This window comes from Wolbachia endosymbiont of Culex quinquefasciatus Pel, assembly GCF_000073005.1.
In the GTDB taxonomy this organism is placed as follows: domain Bacteria; phylum Pseudomonadota; class Alphaproteobacteria; order Rickettsiales; family Anaplasmataceae; genus Wolbachia.
This window is the reverse complement of sequence record NC_010981.1, coordinates 1,226,800-1,247,635: the sequence shown is the minus strand read 5'-3', so window position 1 is coordinate 1,247,635 and position 20,836 is coordinate 1,226,800. Positions and strand designations below refer to the sequence as shown.

The following is a 20,836-nucleotide window of genomic DNA, read 5'->3' as shown; positions in this document are numbered from 1 at the left end:
AAATATTGCACTGAGACACAGTATAGCGCTTTCCTTAATTGGTTGCATTTTATTAACAAAATTAGCATAACCAATTTCTGAAGTTTACTAGCTTTACGTTCAATAGAAATTCTTGCATAGCCTAAAACTTAGTGCTACTATTAGTATAGTAACACAAATAGATAGTGGGGAACAATAAACAAAATGACTAAGATCTAGTTTAACGCTCGCAATTAAATTCAACTAAAAAGGTTAATACAAAAGGAGTTAATCACTCCCAAAGTAAATATATTATCAAAACAATAGTAATAGGGGGTATACTATGTCAACAAATTTCCTGACATTGAAAAACATATTAGCAGAACTGAAAAGAAAAAATAGCATTACTGTTTTAGAAGAATACTATCAGGACAAATGGGAGATTTATGACTTGCTCATGGATTTGACAAATGATGAAAATTTTAAGCAAGCATATATAGATCTATCTTTCAACAAGAGCTTTAAAAAAAACTTTATAGAATTAGCAAATCAGGCAAAAAAAGCTGTAAGTAAGTATTTTAGAGACAAAGACATAGACCTTCGAGCTTTTTATGTAGAAACTAACAATTCTGATAAAGTGTTAAACATTAATCTTATTAATTACAATAGAAGTGAGCCAATAAGAATTAGTGATATCTTACAGCAAGAAAGGGATATTAGCACATTGAATATTTATTGCAATAAAAAGCATGACATATACGCTTACCGAAAAGGTAAGGAAAGACATTATGAATTTAAAGAGGGTGCATATTATGAAATGACAAGCACTTGGCCTGTGCAGGACAAGGATGGGAAAACTTTTACCTGTACTATGGTTATGAATGTAAGTAATTCTGGTATAACTAAAGTACTACAGTTTAATGGTAAAGATTTTGAATCGCCACCTGAGGAGTTTTGGGAATTAATAAGACAAAATGAGGAATTATATATTCAAGACCTCTCTCTACATGATGCTGTAAAAGCATTATTGAAAAAGAACAAAAATGCTAACATTGCACCGGCTGTTAGTAATCTGCAAAATAACGAACATATCGTAATCAATCAAGACGAAAAGATGAAAGATCTTGAAAATGATGCTAAAAGCAATCCTATTCTTTCTTTCACTAGCAACAATGTATCAGAGGTTAATCCACAGCAGATTGCAACTCAGGCAATTGCAACTCAAACAGAAGTTAATTCACAGCACACTGAAACTCAAACAGAGGTCTCTGTGCAACACGTTAAGACTCAAACAGAAATTGGCTCTCAACAGACTGAAACTCAGACAAAAGTTGATTTACAAGAGGTTGCAATTCAAACAGGAATTAGTTTACAGCACACTGAAACTCAAACGAAAATTGGCTCTCAACAGGCTGAAATTCAAAGTTTACAAGAAGTTGCAACTCAAACAGAAGTTAATTTACAGCACACTGAAACTCAAACAGAGGTCTCTGTGCAACACGTTAAGACTCAAACAGGAATTGGCTCTCAAGAAACTGAAACTCAGACAGAAGTTAATTTGCAAGAAGCTGCAGCGCAAACAGAAGTTAACTCACAACAACTAGATCAAAAGCTTACAAAAGCTGAACAAGAAATTAGAGAATTAAATGAGCAGAGGAACGAATTACGATATAGGTTCGACAAGGCTGAACAAGAACTTGAAGAGTTAGAAAAGCACAATAGTGACTTACAGAATGAACTTGGAGAAGAAAAGCAAGAAATTAGAGAATTAAACGAGCAAAAGAATAAATTACAATATAGGCTCGATGAGGCTGAGCAAGAAATTAGAGAGTTAAATCAGCAGAGAAACAACTTACAATGTAGACTCGAAGATGCTGAGCAAAAATTTGAAGAGTTAAAAAAGCATAATAGTGATTTACAGAATAAACTTGAAGAAGAAAAGCAAAAAAACGTAAAATTGCAAATTGGACTAACACAAAAAGATGAGAAGCTAGAAAATATATCAACAGAGCTGCAAGAGAAAATACAAGAACTTGAAAGTGCACATGAAGAAAAGAAAGACCTGAAGAAAAAGCTGGAAGTTGCCAATGTAAAAAATAAGAAACTGGAAGATACATTGCAGATAGAGAGCGAGCAAGCAGAACGTATAATGATCGAAGAGAATGAGCGCTTAACGAATTTAAAATATAGGCTCGACAAGGCTGAGCAAGAATTTGAAAAGCATAATAGTGATTTACAGAATGAACTTGGAGAAGAAAAGCAAAAAAATGCAAAGCTAGCAAATATGTCAACAGAGCTGCAAGAAAGAGCGCAAGAACTTGAAGGTGCATATGAAGAAAAGAAAGACCTGAAGAAAAAGCTGGAAGTTGCCAATGCAGGAAAAGAAGAGTTGATAAGTGAGTTAAGAAAATTGCAAGAGGAATTAGACCAGCTGTTAAGTAATTGCATAATAAAGCAAAAAAAATCAGAACAGGAACTCATGGAGGCTAAGCAAGAAATTGAAGAATTAGAGAAGTGCAATAGTGATTTACAGAATAAACTTGAAGAAGAAAAGCAAAAAAACGTAAAATTGCAAATTGGACTAACACAAAAAGATGAGAAGCTAGAAAATATATCAACAGAGCTGCAAGAAAGAGCGCAAGAACTTGAAGGTGCATATGAAGAAAAGAAAGACCTGAAGAAAAAGCTGGAAGTTGCCAATGCAGGAAAAGAAGAGTTGATAAGTGAGTTAAGAAAATTGCACGAGGAATTAAATCAACTGAAAGAAGAAAAGTATAGTTTGGAAGACAAGCTTGATCAATTAGAACACTATAGCAATAGTACAAAAGAAAGCAGTGAACAACAAATATCAGATTTGAAAGAAGAGTTATTATTACTGAAAGAAGCAAATCAAATGTTAAAAGCAAAGCAAGTAGAATCAGAACAAGAACTCGTGGAGGCTAAGCAAAAAATTGAGGAATTGGAGGAACAGTGCAATGATTTACAAGTTGAGTGTAAAGAAAAGGAACAAAGACTTGAGGAAGAAATGAGTAAAACAGATGAGCGAATAATCCAGCTCAATAAGGAGCAAGAGCAGAAAATTCAAGAAATTTATGGAAAAAATAAGGAACTGGAAGAAAAGGTAGAAGAACTGAAGGAAAAGCTAAAAACTGCTAATGCAGAACAAGAGAAACGACAAGGTAAATTGAACCAGTTTGAAAAAAAAGAGGAAGAGATAGAGGAAGCAGAACACATGATAAGTGCAAGGGATAAGTGTATAGCGAGTTATAAATCTCAAATACAAAATTTAGAAAATGAGCATAACGCACATTTGGAATCTGATGAACAAGAGGCAGATCAGCTAACGTGGGATTTTGAAACGTTAAAGAACGAGCTAGAGCTTAAAGATGAGCAGATCGAGACAATAAGAGGGCAATTACGGCAGGAGATAGAAGAAGAAATAGTTAATAAGTACCGTCCATCACTGGAATTAAAGTTTAAAGAATATGAAGATGAGATTGAAAGATTAATAAGAGAAAAAAAAGAGCTAAACGATAAAGTACAATACTTAAATAGCCAAGTAGAACTGTTAAGTCCAGTAATTGATCAAGTACTTGTTAATAAAAAGGAAGTTTTTGATAATAATTCAAAAATGTTTTACCAGCTTACAGAGAAAATTGATGATTCAGAAAAAAAATCTAGGTCTTTAAGCCTTGATAGCGCATTTCATAGCGATCACTGTAATTCACTTCTAGACTTAATCAGCAGTCCCTCAAAGGTGTGTAGCCAAAGTCAGCGTGAAAATGTTTAAAGATGCACATGAGACCAGCGGCTTCTTTATTCAAGTAGCCCCTCTTGTCATCCGAGTTGTGTGTCAGCTACTTGAACGACAAACATTGAGATGACAAGAGTAGACTTATTTCTTGAACAAAAAAGAGCCCCTAAAGAGATTTGACATCAAGATAACTTAAATATATACCAACTCTCTTATCTTTTAATGATTCCTCATCATGAGTCAAATGATCAAAAACCTGAATTTGATTCGTTATAATGCTACAATTATTATTTGCAACCTCTAATATACCATTATCAATTACAACTTTTTCCTTTGTCTGGTTACTCATTTGAGCAGTAATTATACCAGGCAATAAATAAATTAAGTAAGGAGAATGGTAAGCTAAAATCACTAGCTCTCCTTCAAGCCCATTCACTGAAAGCGAAACCACTTCATCGAATGAAATTCGATTATCAGGAGAAAAAAATTGCACCTTAAAAGTGTTCATAATCTTTAATGTCCGGCTCCAACTTCAGCTTTTATTGATTCAGCCTTTTCTATTGCTTCACTTATACTTCCCACCATATAAAAAGCAGCTTCTGGCAGATGATCATATTTACCTTCAATAATTCCTTTAAAACTAGAAATAGTATCAGAAAGTGAAACAAATTTGCCAGACATGCCAGTAAATACCTCCGCAACATGAAAAGGTTGAGAAAGAAACTTCTGAATTTTACGAGCTCTATCAACAATAATTTTATCTTCATCAGATAGTTCATCCATACCAAGTATTGCGATAATATCTTGCAGCGACTTATAAGTTTGCAATATACGTTTCACCTCAGAAGCCACATTATAATGTTCTTCACCAATGATTTCAGCAGATAAAGACTGAGAAGTTGAGTCAAGTGGATCAACAGCAGGATATATACCCATTTCAGCTATCTGCCTTGACAACACTGTGGTTGCATCAAGATGAGAGAATGTCGTTGCTGGAGCTGGATCGGTCAAATCGTCTGCAGGAACATATATAGCCTGTACAGAAGTAATAGAACCAGCAGTAGTTGAGGCTATTCTCTCTTGCATAGCGCCCATATCAGTCGCAAGAGTTGGCTGATAACCAACAGCCGACGGTATTCTTCCAAGCAAAGCAGAAATTTCAGAGCCAGCTTGAGTAAAACGGAAGATATTATCTACAAAAAATAGAACATCTTGATTTTCATGATCACGAAAATACTCCGCCATAGTTAGTGCTGTTAAAGCAACCCTAGCCCTTGCTCCAGGAGGTTCATTCATTTGACCATAAACCAAAACGGCTTGAGATTTTTCGTGCTCATTTATATCTATTACATTCGAAGTAATCATCTCGTTATAAAGATCATTACCTTCACGCGTTCTCTCTCCTACTCCAGCAAACACAGAAAATCCTTTATGAGCTTTTGCTATGTTGTTAATCAGCTCCATTATCAGAACTGTTTTACCAACACCAGCTCCACCAAATAAGCCAATTTTTCCTCCTTTAAGATAAGGAGCAAGAAGATCTATAACCTTTATTCCTGTAACTAAAACTTCTTCCTGTATCTTCTGCTCAGTAAAGCTTGGAGGTGATCTATGTATAGGTTCTAAATCATACTTTCCTTTTAGCGGACCACACTCATCTATAAGCTCCCCTACAACATTAAAAATCCTTCCTAAAGTTGAGCGTCCAACCGGAACTGATATTGGTGCACCTGTATCAACAAACTCATCACCTCTTGACATACCATCTGTGCTATCCATAGCAATGCAACGAACTATATTGTCACCTATATGCTGTGAAACCTCTAAAACTAGCTCCTTGCCCTTATATTTTAGTTTGCTTTTTAAAGCATTAAATATCTTAGGCAACCCGTCTTCAAATTTTAAATCAACAACTGCTTGAGTTATTTTAACTACTTTACCTGTACTCATCTCTTTCATCACCTAACACTACAATTCTATAAAAGAACTTCTAAAGAAAATAAATCTTATATTATTAACAGAAATTTTGCAATATTAAAACACTTACTAGTTACGTTTCATTATAAACAATGCAAATGCATTCAATAGCCAAGTAATAACAAACAGCACCAAACTAAGCGCATAAGCAGCAAGAGTTTGCACACTATTGAAATCCTGATCTCCGGTAAGTAATGTAGCAATTTGTACAGTGATAGTAGTAACTGAATTGAGAGGATTAAAGGTCAAATTTGCATTGATTCCCACAGCCATTAGTACAATCATTGTTTCACCTATTACTCTTGAAATTGATAATAAAATTGCACTTAAAATTGTAGGCATTGCATAAGGTATTGTTATATGCCATATAGTTTCCGCTGGTGTTGCGCCAAGCGCCATAAAACCATAACGTAAACTTTTTGGAACAGATCTTATAGCATCTTCAAGCAAAGAAATAATAAAAGGAAGAATCATTACCCCGATCGATAAACCAGCAATCAAAGCACTTTCTGAGTGTATACTTAAATTAAAAAAATTTGCTACCTGCTTTATAAAAAAAGACAAAAATATAACTGAGAAGTATCCATATACAACAGTAGGAATAGCAGACAAAACCTGTAAGGCTGTATTAATAACATAACGCACTTTTTCACTCGCATACTCACTAATATATATTGCAGAAAATAAACCAAGCGGCACCGCAACTAACATTGCTACAATAGTTATAAGTAATGTCCCCACTAAAAGTGGCGCTATACCAAAACACCCCACCTCTCCTTCACCAATAATAGCTACATTATGCTTCCATTTTAAGCAAAATAAGAATTCTGAAATAGCTACTTTATTAAAAAAAGAAATGGACTGAACAAAAATAGATAGCATTATAAATAAAGTGATAAAAAGTGATATTGCTAAAGCCATAAATAACAAAAATTTTACCATCTTATTTCTTTTACCTTTAAGGATAAAAATCAGCATAAAAAAAAGTAACGCTATAGAAATAGAAGTTATAAAATAACCATCATAGAATGCTAACAAACAAGGTAGCATCCACATACAACTCAAATATATATAAGACTTAACTTTACTTACTGCTTGAAACTTACTCAAACAAAATAAAAGGACTAGTAAAACAAGTACGCCTATAATTAAATTCATTTTTCCATATATCAAATTTTATTCAACAAGAATGCCACAGAAGTTGACCATTATTTGACAATAGAGCAAAATAGTTTAAAATAAATAGTCATATTAATATAAAAACAATGAAAAGAACATTTCAACCAAAAAATTTAAAAAAAAAGCACAAACATGGATTTCGTTCACGTATGTCAACAAAAGCTGGAAGAAAAATTCTTAATAAGCGTCGCTCATTAGGGTGTAATAAATTATGCGCATAGTAAGCATAAAAAAAAAGAGTTTTCCTTTGCTTTTAAAAACAGATTAGCATCTTACAGTCTTTTTTATCGAGGGGTATATATATCACTATATGCTATAAAAGAAAGAGAACCTGAAAAGTATATTCATGTTATTAGAGTAGGTCTGGCTATCAGTAAAAAAGTCGGAAAAGCAGCAAAAAGAAATAAAATAAAAAGGCAATTACGAATGCTAGCTAAAGTTAGCATTTCTAATATAAGTAATGTAGGATACTATTACATAATACTAACCCATCAAAACATTATGCAAGCAGGCTATAAAAATTTACAAAAAGACCTCAATATTTGCTTAAAGAAAGATAAAATAAGAAGGAATTTTCACTAAAGTATTTACAGCTATATTTTTTATGATAAGATAAGTGAGGTTTTTAAAATAAATTAATAGATGTGGGTGCTTGAGGTAGAAAGTATAAAAAAACAAGATAAAAAGCTCGATACAAATAATGCTGAAGAGAGTTTTTATGAATATAGAAAGTCTAGCTATCGTACACAATGGGGAATGGCATTTGAACAAAGCCAATATTTAGAACAAAATAAAGATAATCCTAGAGGGAAATTGCTAAATTTTAATATAGAAGCAACTCATTACAATAAGAGAATAGTTTGATAAAAGTACCCGTTCAGGGAAGTGGTTGAAGAAACGATAGGTAGGGGATTGTATAGTTCTCTTTGTTTCCATGTTAAGTATAATGAAATTATCCTTTCAAGTTCCTAGCTCTGATTACGTAAAATATGAGCTTTTACAGTAAACGATATAATGCCTAATTTGCTGTTCAGCGTGATAGTGGAATACTTTCTGGTTTACTTAAAAAATTTCACATCATTCTTTCAGATTTTAAAATATTTTTCGCAACTTGAGAAGCTCCAGTTGCTTCAGATAGGTAGCTTCAAGTAATACCTTATACGTTTTGCAACTTTCTTACACTTCTGTTTCATTTTTTAATAAAGCTTTTTTTAGCATAAATAATTCAGTGGATGCGTTTTTTAAGTAACAGCCCAGAATTTTAACTTCAATAGTCCAGCTATGTTTCAAAGTACCTTTCAGCGACTATTACGATTGCAACATACACTGTCTTTTAAATCTTCTTTCCCTTTAAAACTTGCAGTATTGCTTCAGCACTAACCAAGTTTACCTTTATTATAACACGTTGATGCGCAAAACCTCACTTTTCTTATTCGATTTGCTCATACACCTTTTTGCATTTGAGGGAATTCTATATTCACTATTTGATACGCTTTCAATTCACATTAAAAACATCACTTATAATTTTCACGTTTTGAATTTTTATAAGATCCACTGAGTGCTACAATTATCACCTAACTATTGGACCAAATGTATCTGCTTTTTGGTAGTTTGCTACTTCTTCTTTCTCCTCATCTCCAACAACTTAATTAATATTCAATTATATAAAGTTTGATTTTCGGAAGATCAATTGTTTGATGATTTGTTAAATGTTGCTATCTCTCCTCCTAATTTGGAAATAAGTGACAAATTCTACTTTTAAATTTTCTACTTTTATCTTAAAGTTTTCGCAGAGTTCTAAAAGATCAGTTATATTACCTCACAGCTACTCTATGTTTACCTTGTTTCATCGCTCTACTGAAAAGATATAAATAAGAAGAAATTTTTATAAACTTGGCAACGACCTACTTTCCCTTTTTAAGTATCATCGGCGCTAAAAAGTTTCACTTCCGAGTTCGAAATGAGATCGGGTGGTTCATTTTTGCTATAGCCACCAAGTCAACAAAAATTTCTGACTTAATAAATTTTAACTTAATATTTAACACTGCATATGCACATATAGAAAGCAAATAAATCAATCAGGCTATTAGTACCAGTTAGCTTCACATGTTACCATGCTTCTACACCTAGCCTATCAACGTGGTAGTCTCCCACGGCCTTAATTGGGAAATTTTTTTGAAGAGGGTTTCTTGCTTATATGCTTTCAGCAATTATCCCATCTATACATAGCTACCCAGCGATGCTATTGGCATAACAGCTGGTACACCAGAGGTATATACATCTCGGTCCTCTCGTACTAGAGTCAGATCTTCTCAAATTTCCTTCACCCACGGCAGATAGAAACCGAACTGTCTCACGACGTTCTAAACCCAACTCACGTAACACTTTAATCGGCGAACAGCCGAACCCTTGGGACCTTCTCCAGCCCCAGGATGTGATGAGTCGACATCGAGGTGCCAAACGGTGTCGTCGATATGAACTCTCGAACACCATCAGCCTGTTATCCCCGGCGTACCTTTTATCCGTTGAGCGATAACCCTTCCATACAGAATTACCGGATCACTATGACCGACTTTCGTCTCTGCTTGGCTTGTCAGCCTCGCAGTCAGGCAAGCTTATGCCATTGTACTATCAAGCTGATTTCCGACCAGCTCTAGCTTACCTTCGCACGCCTCCGTTACTTTTTAGGAGGCGACCGCCCCAGTCAAACTACCCACCATACAATGTCCTAGTTCCAGATAATGAAACATAGTTAGATATCAAAAGTGTAAAGGGTGGTATCTCAAGGTTAACTCCATTATAGCTAGCGCCATAACTTCAAAGTCTCCCACCTATCCTGCACATCACATTTTTAATAGCAATGTAAAGCTATAGTAAAGGTGCACGGGGTCTCTTCGTCTAACCGCGGGTACCCCGCATCTGCACGGGGAATTCAATTTCGCTGAAGTGATGTTGGAGACAGTGGAGAAATCGTTACGCCATTCGTGCGGGTCGGAACTTACCCGACAAGGAATTTCGCTACCTTAGGACCGTCAGTGTTACGGCCGCCGTTTACTGGGGCTTCAATTCAGAGCTTGCACCCCTCCTATTAACCTTCCAGCACCGGGCAGGCGTCAGACCCTATACTTCCACTTACGTGTTTGCAGAGTCCTGTGTTTTTAGTAAACAGTCGCTACTCCCTATTTTGTGCCACCTACTTATAGTTGCCTAAAAGCAGGTTACCCTTCTTCCGAAGTTACAGGTATAATTTGCCGAGTTCCTTCAACATCATTCTTTCAACACCTTAGTATACTCTACTCATCCACCAGTGTCGGTTTACGGTACGGCCTCATAAATATAAGTGCTATTTCCTGGAGCTTCTTTTAAGCATAGATCAATCCAATAAGACCTATACAAATACAAAACCCGTCACACTTAAGAGGTTTAGGAATATTAACCTAATTGCCATCGACTACTCCTTTACGGACTCGCCTTAGGAACCGACTAACCCTACGCAGATTAACTTAACGTAGGAACCCTTAGATTTTTGGTGAGAGTGTTTTTCACACTCTTTTACGCTACTTATGTCAGCATTCTCACTTCCGATATCTCCAGCAGTTTTTACAAACCACCTTCACAGACTTACGGAACGCTCCGCTACCGCGCCTATTAATCGAAATTAATAAGCACCCACATCTTCGGTATACAGCTTTAGCCCCGGTACATTTTCGGCGCAGAAAAACTTATTTAGACAAGTGAGCTGTTACGCTTTCTTTAAAGGATGGCTGCTTCCAAGCCAACCTCCTAGCTGTAATGGTTTTTCTACTTCCTTTCCCACTTAGCTGTAATTTTGGGACCTTAGATAGTGATCTGGGCTGTTTCCCTTTCCACCACGGACTTAGCACCCATAGTGTGTCTGCTGTATAATTAATTATTGGTATTCGGAGTTTGGTTAGATTTGGTAAGATGATGAATCCCCCTAGTCTATCCAGTGCTCTACCCCCAACAACATAAATACAACGCTCTACCTAAATAGATTTCGCGGAGAACCAGCTATTTCCAAGTTTGATTGGCCTTTCACCCCTAATCACAACTCATCCAATAATGTTGCAACATTAACTGGTTCGATCCTTCAGTATGTTTTACCATACCTTCAATCTGGTCATGACTAGATCACTTGGTTTCGGGTCTAATCCATAAAACTAAACGCCCTATTCAGACTTGCTTTCGCTACGCCTACACCTATCGGCTTAAGCTTGCTTCATAGATTAACTCGCTGACCCATTATGCAAAAGGTACGCTGTCACTCTAAATATCAATAAATTGATATAGAGCTCCAACTGTTTGTAAGCACTTGATTTCAGATTCTATTTCACTCCCCTCCCGGGGTTCTTTTCACCTTTCCCTCACGGTACTTGTTCACTATCGGTCGTTAAGGAGTATTTAGGCTTGGAGGATGGTCCCCCCATATTCAAACAGGATTTCACGTGCCCCGCTCTACTCAAGGATTTAAAAACTTTCTATTTGTACAGGACTATCACCTTCTATGGTTACCATTTCCAGAGTATTCTAATTCTTATTTTTAAATCACTAGCCTTTTCCGCTTTCGCTCGTCACTACTAACAGAATCTCGGTTGATTTCTTTTCCTTTGGCTACTTAGATATTTCAGTTCACCAAGTTTGCTTTATATACTTAGTATATAATAACTAGCTAAGCTAGTTGGGTTTCCCCATTCGGAAATCTGCGGATCAAAATTTGTTGACAATTTCCCGCAGCTTATCGCAGCCTGCCACGTCCTTCATCGCCTCTTAACGCCAAGGCATCCATCAAGTGCTCTTAATAATTTATTTATCTGACTATATGTAGAATATGCAGAGTTAAATATTAACTTACAATTGAATTGAGATTAAATAATCTCTACCATAAAACTTTTCAAACATCTAAAAACTAATCTTTTATATGTTACAATCTGATAAATCATATGTCAACGCCTTTTTACACAAAACATTTACCTATTATTATCAACAACAATATACCAGCAATCTTAAACATTATAATCTAAGAAATATTTGACAAATTGATATGTACAGAAAAATTAATGAAAAAGATATTTTGTAAGATAAAATGTGTTAAAATTAGTTACCTAAAAATGAACATTTGGAGTATTTCTAATGTATGAAAAGTAATCTATCTTTTATAAAAAACTTTGCTTTAAATTGTATATCCAAGCTCACTGGCTTATTAAATAGTAAAAAAGTAAAAAATTTCATTATGGATAAATACAGTACTCTCCATAAAGAAATTGTAGTGTTTCTTGAAAAATCTAAAAACCTGTTAAATACCAACACTGAAATCGGGTTATATCACTTCTATAAAGGTAATATATCAGATGCAAAGTTAAGATTTTGGTTAATTAGCATATTCTACCCTAATTTACCTCTAGTCTGGTATAATATCGGAAGATGTCATTTTGCAGTAGGCAATACTAACAAAGCTTATAATTATTTAACAAAAACCCTAAAATTAGATAGTAGTCATAAAGAAGCTTCTTACTATATAAAGAAAATAACAAACACATCAGATATTGTGGAATTGCCTGAAAATCTCATAAAGCAATATTTTGATTACACAGGTGAATATTTTGTTGAGCATTGGCTAATTGCCAAACAATACAGAGGGCATGAACTAGTACACATGATAATTACAAAAGTCTTTAACAACTCCACTTCTAAACTGAATATACTCGACCTTGGTTGCGGTACTGGAATATGTGGTCACTTCCTAAAAATAAGTAATATTAGAAGTCGCATAACAGGAGTTGACATCTCAAATAGAATGCTCAATATTGCAAGAGGATGCCTTATAAAAGGTAAACCTGTTTACGATGAGTTAATACATACAGAAATGAAAGAGTTTCTTAAACAAGAGAAGAACCAGCAGTATGATGTAATTATCTTTGCTGAAGTGCTACACTATCTACATGATTTTCTAGCAGAATTGGAACTAGCAAAAGGATTGACAAACAAAAAAGGGGTTATTGTATGTTTAGTAAGAAGAAAGGAAGGTAAAGGTATTGACTTTGTAAACAAAGGAGATTATTTTCGTCACTCAGAAGATTATATTCAGCATGTTGCAAAAGAAACAAATATGCAAATAAGTCAAATGAGTTACTGTAAAATATATGGCAGCCAAGTTGATGGTATCTTGTTTGCATTACAGTATCCACAAAAAAATTTAACAACTTAATCGAGAAATCGCTCAAATAAATGTCTATATTATCATAAAGGGAGTCTTATGAATTACATTGCTATTAACTACGCAAAGGATAGTAAATTAACTGATTTTGGAAAAGCAGTTCTATTGGACAGGTATTTAATAGAAAATGAAAGTTATCAAGATCTCTTTATACGTATTGCCAATTACTACTCTGATAATAAAGAGCATGCACAGCGTCTTTATGATTACATGAGCAATTTATGGTTCATGCCTTCAACTCCAATACTTAGTAATGGTGGTACCAAGAGAGGATTGCCTATTTCCTGCTTTCTTAACGAAACTGAAGATAGCTTGCAGGGAATAGTTGATTTATGGAATGAAAATGTTTGGCTCGCTGCACGTGGTGGTGGAATAGGTAGTTATTGGGGAAATTTACGTTCAATTGGTGAAAGTGTCAAAGGTAGCGGTAAAACATCAGGAATTGTGCCATTTATCGTAGTACAAAATGCTCTGACGCTTGCAATCAGCCAAGGATCCTTAAGAAGAGGAAGCTCAGCAGTTTATCTTCCTGTATGGCATCCAGAAATAGAAGAGTTTCTAGATTTACGTAAGCCAACTGGTGGTGACCCAAATCGCAAAGCATTAAATATACATCATGCTGTAATAGTAACAGATAAGTTTATGCAAGCTGTTGAAGATGATCAAGAATGGGATTTAATAAGCCCTCATAACAATAAAGTTATTTCAACAGTAAAAGCACGGGATATATGGATTAAAATATTAACAGCAAGAGTTGAAACTGGAGAACCTTACATTATTTTCCTTGATGCAACAAATAACAATAAGCCAGAATCTTACAAAAAACTCAACTTAGACATCAAAATGTCAAACCTATGCAGTGAAATAACTTTAACTACAGGTTACGATCACCTGAAAAAGTCACGCACTGCTGTATGTTGTTTATCATCCGTAAATCTTGAATACTACGAAGAATGGAAAGATAATGAGCTTTTCATAGAAGATATAATGCGTTTTCTTGATAATGTATTAGAGGATTTCATAAACCAAGCACCAAATGAAATACAGCGAGCAAAATATTCCGCAATAAGAGAGCGTAGTATCGGTCTTGGCGTGATGGGTTTTCATTCATTTTTACAAAGTAAAATGGTTCCTTTTGAATCAGTAACAGCCCAACAATGGAATAAAAAAGTATTTAAGCATTTGCGCGAGCAAGCAGATGTAGTTTCTAAAAAATTAGCAGAAGAAAAAGGTCCATGTCTTGATGCTAAAGAAATCGATCTAATGGAAAGGTTTACACATAAGCTCGCTATTGCTCCAACTGCCTCAATTTCGATTATCGCAGGCAACACTTCCCCTGGAATAGAGCCATATGCAGCAAACGTATTTATACAGAAGACACTTACAGGTTCATTTGTAGTACGAAATAAATTCTTGCAAAAACTACTAGCAGAAAAAAATCAAGACAATGATGAAATATGGTCCTCAATTTCAACAAATGAGGGTTCTGTTCAGCATTTAGATTTTCTTAGCAAGCATGAAAAACTGACATTTAAAACAGCATACGAACTTGATCAACAATGGATCATAGAACATGCAAGTGATAGAACTCCTTATATTTGTCAATCTCAATCAGTAAATCTGTTCTTACCTGCCAATGTGCATAAACGTTACTTACACAAAATACATATGCTTGCTTGGAAAAAAGGATTAAAAAGCTTGTATTATTGCAGATCACAATCAATGCAGAGAGCTGACAAGGTCTCACATGACATATTCAAAAAAAGTGAAATATTGCAACAAAAAACAGATATTAATTATGATGAATGTCTATCATGCCAGTAGACTGTACATAACTTACTGTCACAAAAATACAATTGTACAAAAGTTATGTTTTCATAGATGCTACATAGAAATCCAGATGAATTTCTAAAGTCTATTCCAAGAGATAAACGTATAATGTGCCTTGATATGGGAGAAAAACAAATAGGCATAGCATTTAGTGATAAAACACAGCTTATAGCTACAGCTCATAGTATATATTATAGAAGAAATATGAGCAAAGATTTAGGTTATCTAAATAGAGTGCTTAAAGAAAATGAAGCTGGATCAATGGTAATAGGACTACCATTCACAATAGATGAACAAGAGACCGAATGGTGCAAAGTAATAATCCAGTTTGCAAATAAAATAATAAAAAAATGCAAAGTACACATATACCTACAAGACGAAAGTCTATCAACATCTCTTGCAACTCACGCACTAAAAATTACTGGAATATCAATCACAAAATCAAAAAAAATAGATGATAAAATTGCTGCATGTATTATTCTGCAACGAACATTGGATAAGATAAATGCAATTAAATAGCTATTGGTTCCGTTTCTGTCATTTTTTTAGCTTAATTCACAACACTAACTATTAAACAAGAGAGAGATATATTAAGTTATTATAATTATAAATGAGATAATTAATCTAATTATTGACAATATTAAAAATATTGGTATAATTTAAGCATGTAAATGAGAAGATAACTATGAATGAAACCGTGAAACAGCTCATAAAAAATACTCAACCTTCATTAAAATACTTTACAGAACCGTCATCAAAGCTAGATGAAAAGAAGTTTAAAGAAATATTGTATAAACATCTTTCGTTGCAAAATCATGAATTTGGTGCACATAAAGAAAAAATTGATCAGATTGTTAGAGAAGGTTACCAAGATTACTATGATACGTGTGAATTAGTAAGCAAGGGAATGTACTATGTACCTCAGTTATGGATTAGCCGATAAAGAAAGGCATAGAAATAGAAGGCTTTTTGGACTGCATGGAGTAGGAAATCAGAACAGAAAAAACATGAATTAGGAAATTTGTTGGCGATCTATGTCTTGTATGCTCAATCTCAAATTTGTTTTTCAAGGAATCAAAAACAGTCTCAATAATCGACCTTTTCCTTAATAAAATCTTCTCTTTAAGTGAAATTAGTGCGTTTTTCATACCTTTTTTTACTTTAGTGACTAACTTTAGGCCTCTATCGAAGAGTTTCTCAAAAAGCTCTTTCTTTATATAGCCCTTATCTCCAAACAAAAGTCCGGTCAGTCTTTTAGTGAGAGTTGGTAAAGGTTTTCTGTCATCAACGTTACCTTTGGTTAGGGTAAGTGCTTGAATTTCACCAATTTCGTTAATCACTAAGTGCAACTTGAAGCCAAAAAACCAACCATACGTACTCTTACTAATTTCTGCTAGATGATTAAAAACTTTATTCCTAGAGATCCTTTTTTTGTGGCAAACGGCAATCGTAGAGGTGTCGATGTAGGAAGTGCCGGTCATTTTCGCTTGTTCACAGAACCATTGCAAAAGTAATGCTAAATACCACAAAACTCGCGGCTTTAAGGCAATAAATCTGTGATATGAAGGCAGCTTTGAAAACTCTGATCTATAGAATAACTGAAGATAACAAAGATAAAAAGCCTTGAAGTTTTTACATGGTGATTTATGGTATAACAGGATTATGGTTAGAATTTCTGAGTGCGCTATTTCTGGTACTCTGGTTGGTTTTTTGCCGTTTGATAAGAACCTATTTGCAAAATTATCATCTACCGCACGACAAAAATCCTCGACGCAACAGTACAGTTCTGTAATATCTTTCTTCATGGGTAACCTCTTATTATTACTAAAATACTCGAGTTTACCCTGTTTCCCTCTTCTTAGTTATACTTTTATCTATTTTCTAATCCATAACTGAGGTTATGTGTACAGAATATACTATTGTGAAGAGAATGGGAAACTTGTGGCCCGTACCCTCAAATATCTTGCACAGAATAAACTAAAACTTAGCAAGTACACAGAGATTTGCTATTTACAGGAGGAAGGGCAACTTAAGCTTTTTAGAGAGTTTGAATCTCCTCAAAGTTATCAAAAATTTCAGAGAACTGGCGGAGATCTTGGATTAGTAATATGTCGCTTTCATTTCGATAATAACCATATTAAATTGTTATCTCCAGAAAAATATGATATGCCTCGCTTTACTGATGGTAGTATTACAGCTGCTATAAGTGACAATACTCAGCTTATGATGGATATATCAAATTCAAACAGCAAAAGAATTGGATATCTCATTAATCAAACCAAAAACATTAATAAGTATAACCTACGATATGGAAATAATCCTATTCTTCTTTCTATAGCCAAAGGCTACAATCATGCCAACACTGAACATAAAGGCCCTCAACCCTCATTACAACAAAAAAACATTATAAATAAATTACTAGAAAGAGAAGATCTTGATATAAATTGTATTCATCTCGGTAACGGTATGACACCTTTACATATAGCATGCCTGAGGGGCGACTCTTCCGAGCTAATACAAAAATTATTGGATAAAGGAGCTGATTTAAACGCTGTTGATTATTACGGAAACAAGCCTAATGATCTGCTTAGTTATAGTTATGAAAAGGTCCAGATAATTATACAAAATATGACTGGAAATTATAAATTTGGTGGTAAAGAGCATTCTTATATAAAGCTGCGTGAAGATCAGTCTTATACTGCAACATTACCGACTCGAGAAGAAAGAGAGAGCAATATTCAAGAAATAAGAAAGATACTGTCCAAAAATAGGTCACGAGAGAAAGAACAGTCATCCACAAATTCCAGCACAATAGGTAAACCTTTAGCAACGAAAATAAATAGTTTACAAATTGAAGCTAAAAACTCCGTAGAAAGATAGTAAAGCTTAAACAGATAAAAAGTGAATCGCAAATAGTGATTCACTACTTGTCTTCATTATAGATAGAAGATAGTTATATTATTGCTGCAGCAATTTCTGCTATATTCTAAATCTGATAACTGATATGTATTTATAATTAGATGCAAGATTTCAAAAATCCACGCCTTACAAGTTTAAAATTTGAATTAACTACCAATTCCCATAAAACAAAAATTTTTCGTATAAGCATGACAAATTGCTGTAGCAAGAGCATCAGCAGTATGGTGACATTTTATATTTGAGCTTTTAACTATTTGCTTGACCATAAATATAATCTGACCCTTATCAGCATGACCATTTCCAGTAATGCTCTTTTTTATATAGTTTGCATCATATTCATTCATGGGTAAATCCGTCATTCGTAATATTAAAATTGCAATTGCTCTTGCATATCCTAAAGTTAGCGAAGATTTTGGATTCTTATTAATAAAAATTTTTTCCACAGCAGCTTCATTTGGAGAGTATAGGAAAATTACTTTCTTTAATTGTTCAAAAATTATATGTAGACGTTCACCTACACCCAATTTACCATCAGTTGATATGGTACCGCCACCCAAAAATTTAATATTATTCTTTTCTTCCAGTCTAATAATGGCCCAACCAGTCTTACTCATCCCTGGATCTAGGCCTATTATTTTAATCACTTAATAAAGGCTTAACCAATAAATAAACAGAAATAAAAATATCCATACTAGATCGACAAAGTGCCAATACCAAGAAGCAAACTCAAAACATAAATGATCTTGAGGTGTAATCTGATTTTTTCGAGCTCTAAATAAACATACTGACAAGAATATTATCCCTATTATAACATGTACACAATGAAAACCAGTAATCATGTAAAAGTTGGATGTATAGATAAGTTTCTCTCCCGCTTCTTGTAGAGAAAAACTTGCTTCATAATACTCAATTGCTTGCACTATTATAAAGAACATCCCAAGCAATATAGTTATAGACAGCATTTTAATCATGCTCTTTTGATCATTTTCAAGTAAAAAATGATGTGCTGAAGTAATCGTTGTACCAGAAAGTAATAATATTAGTGTATTCATAAATGGTAACGACCACGGATCCGGTGGTAAAATCCCTTCAGGGGGCCATTCAACTTTTTTTGTAGGAGAAAACGCTTCAAATAAAAAAACCGGATCAAGCCAGGCTTTAAAGAATGAACAAAAGAACGCTATAAAAAACACAACTTCCGAGAGGATAAATAAGTACATTGCAAGCTTGAGTCCATGTTTTACAATGGCAGTATGGCATTTATCATAAATTGCTTCTCTTATTACATCTCTCCACCAATAAAACAGCACTCCTGATACCGCAGAGATTCCCAAAACTAAACCAAATATTCCAGAAATTTGTTTATGGAGTGTACCAACTAATCCAAGTGCAAGAACAAGAATTGCTGCTGATATAGCAATTGGCCAGGGACTTGGGTCCACTAAATGAAAATCATGTTCTTTACTTTTCATATCACCTTCAAAAATACATATCAAGCATACAAATTAGCTTAAAATTGTCAATATTTCTTAAAATCTTGGTCAAATTTTGAAAAATTATATGCGCTATTCCAAAAGTCTAACTCAAATTGTGCAGTTATTTTAAATAATTCAAGCATTCTGGTTCTTTCACTTTCCCTTGCTTTGTTACAATACTCGTCAACAATATCTTCCAAAGCAACACATCCAGATTCCATCAAACTACCGCCAAAAAAATCAAACCAATCCTTATATCTATTATTTTTTTTAATTTTATTTCTCATATTATCAACAATAATTTTATATATAAAATGGCAAGAGTAAAGAACTGTTACAGCTTCATAAATGTCGCTATACGAAGTAGACAAAAGAAAGTTAGTAAAATTGAAACATTCAAGCGACTTTTCTCCACGATTTATGGAGTATACAGTAAAGTAGTGGTCGTATAACACTCTCATAATCTCTATTCCTCCTTTAGCCACCCCAATCAATGGAACAATGTTATTACAACTCTCCATTTTTGATGCAGTCATTAAAACAGTACGAACATAATCAGCTAAAAAGAATGCATCTTGTTGTATATAAAATTTGAAGTTTTCTATGTTTAAAGTATTATTTGCTAATTCAACATTGAAAGGATGCTCAATAATATCCTTTAAAAGATTTGACCCATAATAACTCTTAATTATACCACTAAACATCACATAAACTAGAATATAATTTAGTGTTAATACTACAGATTATGCTAGAGAATACATCTCATCCCAAAACATTATTTCTAGCTCTAGACCTCTCTTAAAAAACTCACGCATCTTTTTCCTCTCACAATCACCAGCCTTTGCATATAGATTATTTGCAACGTCAGTAACTTGATTAATCGTAGCATTCATTACTGTGTTATTATAGATATCAATCCACCCTTGATATCTGTGATCTTCAACTTTTTTAGGCATAACCTCTCCTACCATATGATTTATAATAATTTGGTATATATTAAAACAAGGATAAGACGCTGCTAAAGCTTCAGCAACAGAATTATGATATGCAGCACGCATAAAAAAATCAGTAAAAGCAGAACAAGATTTTGATTTTTTATGATTATCGGATAAATCACAAGTCTCAAAATATTCAGTATACTGCTTTCGAACCGCAAATGTTCCCCTTGCTACATTAACCAAACTGCCCATTATTTCAATGTCATCAACTTTAGCTGCAATAATCAATAAAGCACGAGTACAGTCCACTAAATATAAAAAATCCTGCTGAAGATAAATTTTGAACTTTTCATAATCTAGCGTATTGTTTATCAATTCAACATTGAAAGGATGTTCTTTTATTTCTTCAATAAGATCAGATGATTCTTTTATAGCAATATCATAAAATTCTTCTTTTGGTTTGTTGGACATCTTGTAAGCCTCATAAATATTAAAACTAGTATGGTTACTAAAAAGTTACTTACAATTTATAATAAGTTATTATATCAGTATCAAGCTAGAAATAAAAGAG

17 protein-coding genes, 2 rRNA genes and 1 pseudogene are annotated in these 20,836 nt (G+C 34.0%); 9 read left to right on the top strand and 11 right to left on the bottom strand.

Annotated features, from left to right (window positions below; translation table 11 throughout):
• The first annotated feature begins 301 nt into the window (after positions 1-301).
• A complete protein-coding gene (locus WP_RS05795; protein ID WP_012482003.1) occupies positions 302-3,748 on the top strand; it encodes a hypothetical protein in 3,447 nt (1,148 codons plus the stop codon).
• Between the two features lie 130 nt (positions 3,749-3,878).
• On the opposite strand, the gene WP_RS05790 is transcribed toward WP_RS05795, so the two are convergent.
• From WP_RS05790 to pstC, 3 genes are all read right to left on the bottom strand, one after another.
• The gene (locus WP_RS05790; RefSeq protein WP_012482002.1) at positions 3,879-4,220 is read right to left on the bottom strand and encodes a F0F1 ATP synthase subunit epsilon; all 342 of its coding nucleotides are present in this window, start codon (positions 4,218-4,220) and stop codon (positions 3,879-3,881) included.
• Between the two features lie 5 nt (positions 4,221-4,225).
• Positions 4,226-5,662: a F0F1 ATP synthase subunit beta gene (atpD, locus tag WP_RS05785; RefSeq protein WP_007302524.1), complete on the bottom strand. Its 1,437-nt coding sequence runs from the start codon at positions 5,660-5,662 to the stop codon at positions 4,226-4,228.
• Positions 5,663-5,758: 96 nt separating this feature from the next.
• Complete coding sequence (pstC, locus tag WP_RS05780) at positions 5,759-6,847, bottom strand: phosphate ABC transporter permease subunit PstC (protein ID WP_012482001.1); 1,089 nt, start codon at positions 6,845-6,847, stop codon at positions 5,759-5,761.
• Between the two features lie 107 nt (positions 6,848-6,954).
• Between pstC and rpmH the strand changes: the two genes are divergently transcribed.
• The 3 genes from rpmH to WP_RS05775 are packed head-to-tail and all read left to right on the top strand — an operon-like array spanning position 6,955 to position 7,732.
• Positions 6,955-7,089: a 50S ribosomal protein L34 gene (gene rpmH / locus WP_RS07230; RefSeq protein WP_010404613.1), complete on the top strand. Its 135-nt coding sequence runs from the start codon at positions 6,955-6,957 to the stop codon at positions 7,087-7,089.
• Positions 7,073-7,450 carry a ribonuclease P protein component gene (gene rnpA, locus WP_RS07225; protein WP_081439702.1) on the top strand — a complete coding sequence of 126 codons (378 nt, stop codon included), beginning with the start codon at positions 7,073-7,075 and terminating at the stop codon, positions 7,448-7,450. The genes rpmH and rnpA overlap by 17 nt, the downstream gene beginning before the upstream one ends.
• Positions 7,451-7,510: 60 nt before the next feature.
• Entirely contained in the window at positions 7,511-7,732 is a 222-nt protein-coding gene (locus WP_RS05775; RefSeq protein WP_007302521.1) for a hypothetical protein, read from the top strand.
• Here the strand turns inward: WP_RS05775 and WP_RS07745 are convergent.
• From WP_RS07745 to WP_RS05765, 3 genes and pseudogenes are all read right to left on the bottom strand, one after another.
• A pseudogene (locus tag WP_RS07745) lies at positions 7,711-8,568 on the bottom strand (IS66 family transposase); the annotation flags it as partial. The gene WP_RS05775 and the pseudogene WP_RS07745 overlap by 22 nt on opposite strands.
• Before the next feature lie 191 nt (positions 8,569-8,759).
• Positions 8,760-8,866 (bottom strand): 5S ribosomal RNA (gene rrf / locus WP_RS05770).
• A gap of 67 nt (positions 8,867-8,933) precedes the next feature.
• A 23S ribosomal RNA gene (locus WP_RS05765) occupies positions 8,934-11,698 on the bottom strand.
• A gap of 325 nt (positions 11,699-12,023) precedes the next feature.
• On the opposite strand from WP_RS05765, the gene WP_RS05760 reads away from it, so the two are divergent.
• From WP_RS05760 to WP_RS05745, 4 genes are all read left to right on the top strand, one after another.
• Complete coding sequence (locus WP_RS05760) at positions 12,024-13,094, top strand: methyltransferase domain-containing protein (protein WP_007302520.1); 1,071 nt, start codon at positions 12,024-12,026, stop codon at positions 13,092-13,094.
• Positions 13,095-13,142: 48 nt separating this feature from the next.
• Positions 13,143-14,927, top strand: a complete 1,785-nt coding sequence (locus WP_RS05755) for a ribonucleoside-diphosphate reductase subunit alpha (protein ID WP_007302519.1) — start codon at positions 13,143-13,145, stop codon at positions 14,925-14,927.
• A 57-nt stretch (positions 14,928-14,984) separates the two neighbouring features.
• Complete coding sequence (gene ruvX, locus WP_RS05750; protein ID WP_012482000.1) at positions 14,985-15,452, top strand: Holliday junction resolvase RuvX; 468 nt, start codon at positions 14,985-14,987, stop codon at positions 15,450-15,452.
• 166 nt (positions 15,453-15,618) lie between these two features.
• On the top strand, positions 15,619-15,876 hold the full coding sequence (locus WP_RS05745; protein WP_007302517.1) for a hypothetical protein: 258 nt from the start codon (positions 15,619-15,621) through the stop codon (positions 15,874-15,876).
• Here the strand turns inward: WP_RS05745 and WP_RS05740 are convergent.
• The gene (locus tag WP_RS05740) at positions 15,866-16,738 is read right to left on the bottom strand and encodes an IS982-like element ISWpi16 family transposase (RefSeq protein WP_007301954.1); all 873 of its coding nucleotides are present in this window, start codon (positions 16,736-16,738) and stop codon (positions 15,866-15,868) included. The genes WP_RS05745 and WP_RS05740 overlap by 11 nt on opposite strands.
• 136 nt (positions 16,739-16,874) lie before the next feature.
• On the opposite strand from WP_RS05740, the gene WP_RS05735 reads away from it, so the two are divergent.
• Positions 16,875-17,813: an ankyrin repeat domain-containing protein gene (locus tag WP_RS05735; protein ID WP_231834403.1), complete on the top strand. Its 939-nt coding sequence runs from the start codon at positions 16,875-16,877 to the stop codon at positions 17,811-17,813.
• 185 nt (positions 17,814-17,998) lie between these two features.
• Here the strand turns inward: WP_RS05735 and ruvC are convergent, their stop codons facing one another.
• The 4 genes from ruvC to WP_RS05715 are packed head-to-tail and all read right to left on the bottom strand — an operon-like array spanning position 17,999 to position 20,736.
• Complete coding sequence (ruvC, locus tag WP_RS05730) at positions 17,999-18,496, bottom strand: crossover junction endodeoxyribonuclease RuvC (RefSeq protein WP_012481999.1); 498 nt, start codon at positions 18,494-18,496, stop codon at positions 17,999-18,001.
• Entirely contained in the window at positions 18,497-19,324 is an 828-nt protein-coding gene (locus WP_RS05725; protein WP_007302514.1) for a cytochrome c oxidase subunit 3, read from the bottom strand.
• Between the two features lie 47 nt (positions 19,325-19,371).
• A complete protein-coding gene (locus WP_RS05720) occupies positions 19,372-20,031 on the bottom strand; it encodes a TenA family protein (protein ID WP_007302513.1) in 660 nt (219 codons plus the stop codon).
• A 39-nt stretch (positions 20,032-20,070) separates the two neighbouring features.
• Positions 20,071-20,736: a TenA family protein gene (locus WP_RS05715; protein ID WP_007302512.1), complete on the bottom strand. Its 666-nt coding sequence runs from the start codon at positions 20,734-20,736 to the stop codon at positions 20,071-20,073.
• Between the last annotated feature and the right edge of the window lie 100 nt (positions 20,737-20,836).

Excerpts from the sequence above, each read along its gene's own strand:
- WP_RS05795 (WP_012482003.1), top strand. The coding sequence starts at position 302 with ATGTCAACAAATTTCCTGACATTGAAAAACATATTAGCAGAACTGAAA.
- WP_RS05790 (WP_012482002.1), bottom strand. The coding sequence starts at position 4,220 with ATGAACACTTTTAAGGTGCAATTTTTTTCTCCTGATAATCGAATTTCA.
- atpD (WP_007302524.1), bottom strand. The coding sequence starts at position 5,662 with ATGAGTACAGGTAAAGTAGTTAAAATAACTCAAGCAGTTGTTGATTTA.
- pstC (WP_012482001.1), bottom strand. The coding sequence starts at position 6,847 with ATGAATTTAATTATAGGCGTACTTGTTTTACTAGTCCTTTTATTTTGT.
- rpmH (WP_010404613.1), top strand. The coding sequence starts at position 6,955 with ATGAAAAGAACATTTCAACCAAAAAATTTAAAAAAAAAGCACAAACAT.
- WP_RS05775 (WP_007302521.1), top strand. The coding sequence starts at position 7,511 with ATGTGGGTGCTTGAGGTAGAAAGTATAAAAAAACAAGATAAAAAGCTC.
- WP_RS05760 (WP_007302520.1), top strand. The coding sequence starts at position 12,024 with ATGAAAAGTAATCTATCTTTTATAAAAAACTTTGCTTTAAATTGTATA.
- WP_RS05755 (WP_007302519.1), top strand. The coding sequence starts at position 13,143 with ATGAATTACATTGCTATTAACTACGCAAAGGATAGTAAATTAACTGAT.
- ruvX (WP_012482000.1), top strand. The coding sequence starts at position 14,985 with ATGCTACATAGAAATCCAGATGAATTTCTAAAGTCTATTCCAAGAGAT.
- WP_RS05745 (WP_007302517.1), top strand. The coding sequence starts at position 15,619 with ATGAATGAAACCGTGAAACAGCTCATAAAAAATACTCAACCTTCATTA.
- WP_RS05740 (WP_007301954.1), bottom strand. The coding sequence starts at position 16,738 with ATGAAGAAAGATATTACAGAACTGTACTGTTGCGTCGAGGATTTTTGT.
- WP_RS05725 (WP_007302514.1), bottom strand. The coding sequence starts at position 19,324 with ATGAAAAGTAAAGAACATGATTTTCATTTAGTGGACCCAAGTCCCTGG.
- WP_RS05720 (WP_007302513.1), bottom strand. The coding sequence starts at position 20,031 with ATGTTTAGTGGTATAATTAAGAGTTATTATGGGTCAAATCTTTTAAAG.
- WP_RS05715 (WP_007302512.1), bottom strand. The coding sequence starts at position 20,736 with ATGTCCAACAAACCAAAAGAAGAATTTTATGATATTGCTATAAAAGAA.